Below are 8583 nucleotides of genomic sequence, written 5' to 3'. Positions count from 1 at the left end.
GCAGCCGATACAAGCGTTCGCCGCCTCCGCGTGGAACCCGACGGGCAGTACGTCGTCGCCTGATCTGTTCGCGCTTATGCGCGATCGACTGCCGTGGTCCCGGGTTCCGGCGCTTGGCCGAGCAGCCCCGCAAGACCAGCGAAAAGGCCGCCAATTGAGGCGGCCTTTGAGTGGTCTGGGAGTGTTGAGTGGCCTGAGGATCAAGCCGGCTTTTGACCGATGGCGCCAAGCATTCCGTTCAACACGTTGGTCGGGGTGGAGTCCTTAGCGTTCAGAATGGCGTGGACAACCTCGGCTCCAATGGCTCCGGCAAGCCAACTCAAGATGCCGCCACCCGAGACGTGATCCAGTTCATTGAAGCTCAGCTCGCTGATTTCGTTATTCATGTCTCTCTCCTGCTTGTTTAGGAAGGGACCATCCCCTCAATTGGTGGTCGCAGGTATAGGCGGGGCAGTTCATTAACACCGTGATAGACATCACACTGCGGCATGTCCCCGGAAATTGGCAAAAACCTGATTGCCGCGGCGCCGTTTTCCTTAGAGACGCACTTCGAACGAAGGATATTGGTCCTGGTGTCGATGAATTGCAGCGCCTGCTGCGTCTTGCCAAACCACACGGGAAAACGCGCACTGATCCGACAATTGGACCAGTCATTCTTGTTCGCTGGTCTAACACGCGTCACCCGATTCAAAGCGGCGGGTTGGCTCGTACCGCGAATCCGCGCTGCCCAGCGAAAAGGCCGCCAATTGAGGCGGCCTTTGAGTGGTCTGGGAATGTTGAGTGGCCTGAGGATCAAACCGGCTTTTGACCGATGGCGCCAAGCATTCCGTTCAACACGTTGGTCGGGGTGGAGTCCTTGGCGTTCAGAATGGCGTGGATAACCTCGGCGCCAATGGCTCCGACAAGCCAGCTTACGAAGCTGCCACCCGAAACGTTATCAAGTTCGACGAAGCTCAATTCGCGGATTTCGTTATTCATGTCTCTCTCCTGCTTGTTTAGGAAGGGACCATCCCCTCAATTGGTGGTCGCAGGTATAGGCGGGGCAGTTCATTGACACCGTGATAGACATCACACTGCGGCATATCCCCCGGAAATTGGCAAAAACCTGATTGCCCCGACGCCTTTTTGCCTAGAGACGCACCTGAATCAAACTAAGGATATTGGTCGTGGAGTCGATGAATTGCAGCGCCTGCTGCGTCTTGCCTGTCGACAGGGGATAACGCGAACACTGGTCCGACAACTGAGCGAGTCGTTTTCGTTCACTGGCCAAAATGGTGTTGGTTTTCTCGACCGCAAATTTGACGATGCCCCGCATCGGGTTGTTGTCGCCAAAATCAGTCATCTCCTTCTCAATCGTGATCAAATATTCGTAGCTGGAAAGTTCATCGGAGATCTGAAGAAGCTCCCGGATTGTCGACTTGATACAGTCTGCGTCGCCGCTGGAAATGTCCGTTCGTTTTGAGGTTTGAAAGAGATCAGCCATCAAGTTCTGAAAGAGCGGCTTGATATCCTCGATTTTCTTGAAATCGCTCTCTGTAAGGACGCCGCTGCTGCAAAGGATCGGTGTGAGTAAAACAATCGCGAACCCAAAGCCCAACGGCCTTATCCATTGACCGGCGCGCCAGGCAAACATCAGCGCTGAATTCTTGACGCCGGCCACGATCATTTCAGATCAACCTCGCAAGGAAGCTCGTGGAAGCATAGTCCTGACCGCATTGTTGCGCTAGGGCAGGACGGCGAGGGCTCGTCTTTTCGGCCAAACCGAACCTCGATCCAGAGGCGCTCCTTCCCGATCGATTTCGATCAGCCCGCGGTTGGTTGTTCGGCATTCGCTTTGGTGTATGATCCGGCACGGCGAGCAGGGGTTAGCTGTGTATTTTCGGCAGAATCCACCGTTGTACGCACCCGATATGCCAGTCCGCGGCACGACCGCGAACCGGAGGACGCGACCGTGACCGAACAGTCGCAACGGGCCTTCCGCACCGTGGCGCTGCAGCGAGCCTCGTCGCCCGAACAGCTTGACCATCTTGTCGGCATTACCAAACCGTTTGACTGGATTCTGACGTTCGTGACTTGTCTGGCCCTGGCGGCCGCGTTGACTTGGGGCGTCATCGGCCGAATTCCGACCCGCGCGCCCGGCGAGGGGATCTTGATCAGCAAAGGCGGTCGGGTCGTCGATGCCGTCTCCGCAGCCGCCGGACGGCTCTCGTCGGTCGACGTCTCGGTCGGCGATCACGTCCTGCAAGGCCAGGCGATCGCCCAGATCGTCCAAACCGATATCCAGCAGCGCCACACGAGCGCCGTCGAGGTGTTTCGCGAACGCGAGCGCGAGCATGCCGATCTGACCTCGAAGATCGCCAGCGAACTCGCGTCAAAGAGCCAAAATTTTGCGAAGCTTGAGGCGGCATTCAACCAAGTCATAAAAGCCACCGACCAGCGCATCGATTATCTGACGATCGATGTCAAGAACCTCGAGGATTTGCTGGCCAAGGGATACACCACCCGACGCAACCTCGAGGATCGTCGTCGCGATCTCGCCGATGCGCAGCAGCGAAAGGAAGATACCCAGAACGAAATCCTGAAGTTGCGATCGCAAAAGACCGATCTGGAGACGCAGCGCGAACACGATATCCAGCAATCGCAATTTACCCTCAATGACGCGCGCCGGCAGATGGACGCTGCTGCTGGAATGTTGAACCAGAATACCCAGGTCATCAGCCCGATCGAAGGACGTGTCCTCGAAGTCAAGGTCTCCGCGGGCTCGGTGCTCGCCGTCGGCACGCCGGTCGTCGCAATCGAAAGCGAGGGGGTGAAGCTCGAGGCGTTGGTCTATATTCCGGCGGAGCGCGGCAAGAATGTGAAACCCGGAATGCAGGTCCGGATCGAGCCGAGCACGGTCAAACGCGAGGAGTTCGGAACCATGGTCGGCACCGTGATGACAGTCTCCGATTTCCCGATGACTCCCCAGGGTATGGCTGCGGTGCTCCACAACGACAGCCTCGTCAGCCGCTTTTCGCAGAAGGGCGCGCCCTACGCCGCGACGGTCAGCCTGGAACAGGACCCAACAACCGTCAGCAGCTATCGTTGGGCGGTTGGAAAGGGGCCGCCCATTCGTCTCAGCAGCGGAACGCTGACCCGTGCGGAAGTCACCACGCGAAGCCAACGCCCGCTCGACCTGGTGCTGCCCCTCATCAAGCGGTTGACGGGACTTGATGGATAACGCCCCTTTGCCCCAGCCATCGCCGGACGAGGTGCCGCCGCTGTCGTATCCACGGCGCGCCCGCAGACGGTTCTGGCGCAAGGCGGTGCAGCGGACACCCACCATCCTGCAAATGGAAGCGGTCGAATGCGGGGCCGCGGCGCTGGCTATGGTACTTGCCCACCATGGCGCCTGGATTTCGCTGGAGCAGCTCCGCGTCGCCTGTGGGGTCTCGCGCGACGGCAGCAAGGCAAGCAACATCGTCCGGGCGGCGCGCCGTTTCGGCCTTGCCGCCAGGGGCTTCCGCAGGGAGCCTTCGACGCTGCACGAATTACCGATGCCCTGCATCATTCACTGGAACTTCAATCACTTCGTGGTGCTGGAGGGCATCGTGGGTGATCGCGTTTACATCAACGATCCGGCGATCGGGCGGCGGCGGATCGACATGGCGGAGCTGGATCTTGCGTTCACCGGTGTCGTCCTCGTCATGGAGCCAACCGAGGCGTTCAGGAAGCTCGGTCGCAAACCGCAGGGACTGCGTTTGCTGCTGCGCGAATTGCGCGGCTCGAAGCCTGCGGTCGGTCTGCTGGTGGTCGTGAGCTTCGCGCTGATCGTGCCCGCGGTGGTAAGCGCGGGATTTTCGAAAATCTTCGTCGACGACATCCTGATCCAGCACAGCACGAACTGGCTGGTCCCACTGCTGATCGGCATGGCCGTGACCGCTTTGATCCGCGGCATCCTGACGCTGGTGCGTCAATCGCTGCTGCTGAGGCTGCAAACCAAGCTTGCGGTGGTCATGATCAGCCGTTTCCTCTGGCACGTCATGGCGCTGCCGGTCGAGTTCTTCACCCAGCGCCACGCCGGCGATATTGCGAACCGCGTTTACGCCAACGAGCAGATTGCCCGCCTGCTCTCCAGCGGCATCGCTGCCAATGCGCTCAATCTGACATCGATTGTGTTCTTCGCCGCCGCAATGGCGATTTACGATGCCCCACTCGCGGCGATCGGCGTCAGCATGTCGCTGGTGAACGTGCTGGCACTAAAATTCGTAGGCGGGCGCCGGCAGGATCTCAGCCGAAGCCTCACACTCGAACAGGGTAAGCTTGTTGCCTCCACGGTGAGCGCCGTGCGTACCATCGAGACCCTGAAGGCAAGCGGACTGGAGGACGAGGCGTTCGGTCAATGGGCGGGGATTCAGGCCAAGGCGCTCAACGCGGAGCAGGAACTCGGCGTATCCTCGATCTTTCTTGACACGCTGCCGACGCTATTCTCCGGGCTGACGCTCGCAGCGATACTGGGCATCGGCGGCTTGCGCGTGATCGAGGGCTCGCTCACGCTCGGCAGCCTCGTCGCGTTCCAGTCGCTGATGGCCAGTTTTTCAGCGCCTGTCACCGACCTCGTCAATCACGTCGGCAGCTTTCAGGTCATCAAGGGCGCGCTCGAGCGCCTCGAGGATGTATATAATTACCCGCTCGACAATTCCGGCAAAGACACCGTCGCGCCGGATCGCTTTCCTCCGAAGCTGACCGGCAGGATCGAGCTCAGCAACCTCCAATTCGGCTACTCGGTTCTGGAACCACCGCTGCTGGCGGACCTCTCCATCACCATCCAGCCGGGTTCACGGGTGGCGCTTGTCGGCGCCTCCGGCAGCGGAAAATCGACCCTCGGCAAGCTGATTTGCGGGCTCTACAGGCCATGGGCCGGCGAAATCCGTATCGACGGATGGACTTTGCCGGATATCCCCCCACAAGTATTTGCAAACTCGATCGCCTACGTCGATCAGGACATCTTCCTGTTCGAGGGAACGGCCCGCGATAACCTGACGCTGTGGGACGCCACCGTAACCGATGCGGACCTGTCACAGGCGTTGAAGGATGCGGTCATCCATGAGGACATCGCCACGCGGGCGGGAAACTACGACTGCTATATCAACGAAGGCGGTACGAATTTCAGCGGCGGCCAGCGCCAGCGTATCGAGATCGCCCGGGCGCTGGTTTCCAATCCCTCGGTAGTCGTGCTCGACGAAGCGACCGGCGCGCTCGACCCGATCACCGAAAAGGCCATTGACGACAATCTGCGACGCCGGGGCTGCACGTGCATCATCATCGCGCATCGCCTCAGCACGATCCGGGACTGTGACGAGATCATCGTGCTGCAGCATGGCAAAATTGCCGAGCGCGGAACCCATGAGCAGCTGATCATCCTTCAGGGCGCATACGCGAAACTCGTGGCTCAGGAATGAACGACTCTGTCCTCCCACAGGCGCCCGCAGCGGCCGATCAAGAGGCGACCGCTTGTCCGCCTACCCGCATTGTGCTCGATGGTCGTTACCCGAGACTTCTCGATCACCGTGAGCACGTGTTGCTGGTCGTGGCGGGGCATGTCGATGTCTTCGCCATCAGCTTCGTCGAAGGCCGCACCGAGGGCGCTCGACACCATCTGTTTCGGGTCGAGAGCGGCGAGATTATTCTCGACCTGCAGGATGCCGTCGACGGTTCGGGCACGCCGATCCGGCTGATCGCAGTTGGCGGTCCCGGCACGGAAGCGCTGGTCGTGCCGCGCGGGGAATTCCGATCCGCCGGTTCGATCACCGCATGGATCACACGGCTCGCCAGGATAATCGCGGGTCCAACCCCGAGCTGGGAGATGCGCGAAGTGACGGGCGATGGAGCTGCCGAGATTCCGCCCGGCGACCGGCGCCGTGGTCCGGTACGCAGCATCGTTTGGGTCGCCCTGCAGACCGGTACGGCGAAGTTCATGGGGCTCGATCCGGTCTTTACCGCCGGTGGTCCGCCGCTGCCGCTGACGTCAGGGATGTGGATCGAGGCCGGTCCGTCTGCGTGCAGCGTTGTCGGGAGCACCGGCATGCCGGAAACCGATGTGCTGTGGCGCGCCGCCGATCAATTCCATCTCAGCGTCATCGCATGTATTCGGGATTATCTGATCCGTGATGTTGGCCGCGAGACGCAGCGCCTGGTCCGTCGCAGCGATCTGACGACGACACAGACGTTCGAATCCTTCGACCGCCTCTCCGCGATCATGGTACGGCACTTTGACCGCGCAAAGATAGACGCAGACGCGTCGGATCCGCTGCTCGCCGCCTGCCGGATGGTCGCGGAAGCGTTTCAAGTGCCGCTCATCGTCCCTCCGCGGCCCGCATCGGCCGGCCAGGAATTTGCCCACGTTGTGGAGATCGCGAGAACCGCGCGACTACGCGTTCGCCGGACCCTGTTGCGGGGCCAATGGTGGGAGCAGGACGTCGGTCCGCTACTGGCCTGGCACGGTGAGGAGCGCAATCCGGTCGCGCTGATCCAGGGCGCGAGACATCGTTACACCATGTTCGAACCGAGAACAGGAACGCGCCGTGCGGTCACCCGTTCGCTGGCAATGGAGCTGGCCTCGGAAGCGGTGACGTTCTATCCCGCGTTGCCGTCGCGCCCGGTTGGATTTCGGGACCTGCTCACATTCTCGATCCGCCATTCGAGCGGCAACATCAGCCGCATCGTGCTGGCCGTTGTTGCGATCGGCCTGCTATCATTGGTCGCCCCGCTCATTACCGGACATCTCATCAGTTCCGTCATACCTCGCACCGAGCTCGACCAGCTCGCGTTTTGCGCGCTCGCGCTTGCCGTGACGGCCGTCGCCATGGCCGGTGTCCAGGCGATGGAAGGGCTGGCGATGCTCAGGCTCGAAGGCCTGATCGATTGGAAACTGCAGGCGGCGGTGATCGACCGTCTGCTCAGGCTGCCGGCGGCGCTGTTTCGCGAATACACGGTTGGCGACTTTGTCGATCGGGCGATGGGGATCGATGCGGCGCGGCGGATCTTAACCGGGCGCGCCTTGCGCGGAATGATGGCCGGCTTGTTCTGCTGGTTCAGCATAGGTCTGATGCTTTATTATGATCTCAAGCTCGGGCTGATCGCGTTGCTGCTGACGGTTGTCAGAGCGATCCTGATCATCGCCACCAGCGCGCTTCGCCTCTATTATGAGAACAACCACTTCAACGCGCAGGGCAAGATCAGCGGCTTCGTGCTGCAGCTCATCTCCGGCATCAGCAAGCTCCGTGTCGCAGCCGCAACGCTTCGCGCCCTCGCGGTGTGGTCGAGACAGTTCGCGATCCAGAAACAGTATTTCATTGCCTCCCAGCGGGTTGCCAACGCTCTCGGCGTTTTTGAGACATCGTTTCCAACTGTCGCCACGCTCGTCATTTTCGCGGCGGCGGCATTTACGAAGAGCAAGCTACTGGAAGACGTCGGCGGGTTTTTCGCCTTCTTCACTGCATTCGGCCAATCGATGGGATGGATCGGTGCATGGGCGTCGGGCGTGAGTGAAGCACTGATCGCAATCCCCCGTCTCACCCGCCTCCGGCCTCTGATCTCGGCTGTGGTCGAGGTTTCGGAAGACCGCAAGCCCCCGGGGCAGCTGTCCGGAGCGGTCGAGTTCTCCCGCTTGACCTTTCGCTACCTGCCGAGCGGGCCGCCCGTCCTCGACAACGTCACCCTGCGGATCGCGCCAGGGGAATATGTCGCGATTGTGGGCCCGTCGGGAAGCGGAAAATCCTCGCTGTTCCGGCTGCTCTTGGGCTTTGAACGGCCGGAGACGGGCGCCGTGTTCCTCGACGGAAAAGCAATCGACACACTCGACATCAGCGCGGTGCGGCTGCAATTTGGCGTGGTCCTGCAGAACGGAAAGTTGGCGACAGGTAGCCTCTACGACAATATTTGCGGGGGCGCCCAACTGCCGCTTGAGCAGGCGTGGGAAGCCGCGCGGCTTGCTGGACTTGATGCCGACATCAAGAGCATGCCGATGGGCATGCACACGGTGATCGCAGAAGGCATCAACACGCTTTCCGGCGGCCAGCGGCAACGGATCATGATCGCCCGCGCGATCGCGCGCCGTCCCCGTATTCTGCTGTTCGACGAGGCGACGAGTTCACTCGACAACCAGTCGCAGGCGATCGTAAGCGCGTCCCTCGGCAACCTCAATGTAACGCGGATTGTCATCGCGCATCGGCTGAGTACGGTGTGCCAGGCGGATCGCATTATCGTGCTGGTCGACGGCAAAGTCGCACAAACCGGAACCTTTGCGGAGCTTAGCAAAGCTCCCGGAATATTCGCGTCTTTCGCCGAGCGGCAATTGCTTTAGCGAATGACCGAAGACGTCGTGCCGAAGTCACGAAACATTTCGGGCTCAGGTGACATTAAGCGGACGCGCCTCGGTTTCGGAGGCGGCGTCCGCACAGGCTCCGTTCTTGCGCGCTTTTGGCGCTCGTGGAATCCGCGCTCACGCCGGAATGGGAGTGAAGGGTGAGTCGTAGCCGACATTGCTGTGGAACAGCCCGGTGGTCCGAATGTTGATGCCGTCGTCGAGGAGGACGGTCGGTT

6 protein-coding genes are annotated in these 8583 nt (G+C 60.8%); 3 read left to right on the top strand and 3 right to left on the bottom strand.

Annotated elements, in window-relative coordinates:
- Positions 1–200: 200 nt before the first annotated feature.
- The 3 genes from E8A46_RS20640 to E8A46_RS20630 form a co-directional block, all read right to left on the bottom strand.
- Entirely contained in the window at positions 201–386 is a 186-nt protein-coding gene (locus E8A46_RS20640; protein ID WP_291565205.1) for a hypothetical protein, read from the bottom strand.
- Positions 387–792: 406 nt separating this feature from the next.
- The gene (locus E8A46_RS20635) at positions 793–978 is read right to left on the bottom strand and encodes a hypothetical protein (RefSeq protein WP_291565203.1); all 186 of its coding nucleotides are present in this window, start codon (positions 976–978) and stop codon (positions 793–795) included.
- Between the two features lie 151 nt (positions 979–1129).
- A complete protein-coding gene (locus E8A46_RS20630) occupies positions 1130–1666 on the bottom strand; it encodes a hypothetical protein (protein ID WP_291565200.1) in 537 nt (178 codons plus the stop codon).
- A gap of 285 nt (positions 1667–1951) precedes the next feature.
- Between E8A46_RS20630 and E8A46_RS20625 the strand changes: the two genes are divergently transcribed.
- Genes E8A46_RS20625 through E8A46_RS20615 form a run of 3 tightly spaced genes read left to right on the top strand, consistent with a single transcriptional unit; the run spans position 1952 to position 8344 of the window.
- Positions 1952–3220 carry an NHLP bacteriocin system secretion protein gene (locus E8A46_RS20625; RefSeq protein WP_291565198.1) on the top strand — a complete coding sequence of 423 codons (1269 nt, stop codon included), beginning with the start codon at positions 1952–1954 and terminating at the stop codon, positions 3218–3220.
- The gene (locus E8A46_RS20620) at positions 3213–5441 is read left to right on the top strand and encodes an NHLP family bacteriocin export ABC transporter peptidase/permease/ATPase subunit (RefSeq protein ID WP_291565195.1); all 2229 of its coding nucleotides are present in this window, start codon (positions 3213–3215) and stop codon (positions 5439–5441) included. Before E8A46_RS20625 ends, E8A46_RS20620 begins: the two co-directional genes overlap by 8 nt.
- Positions 5438–8344, top strand: a complete 2907-nt coding sequence (locus E8A46_RS20615; RefSeq protein WP_291565192.1) for an NHLP bacteriocin export ABC transporter permease/ATPase subunit — start codon at positions 5438–5440, stop codon at positions 8342–8344. The genes E8A46_RS20620 and E8A46_RS20615 overlap by 4 nt, the downstream gene beginning before the upstream one ends.
- Positions 8345–8583 lie beyond the last annotated feature (239 nt).

The organism is Bradyrhizobium sp. (assembly GCF_004799445.1).
Classification (GTDB): Bacteria; Pseudomonadota; Alphaproteobacteria; order Rhizobiales; family Xanthobacteraceae; genus Bradyrhizobium.
This window is presented reverse-complemented; position numbering and strand designations above follow the sequence as displayed.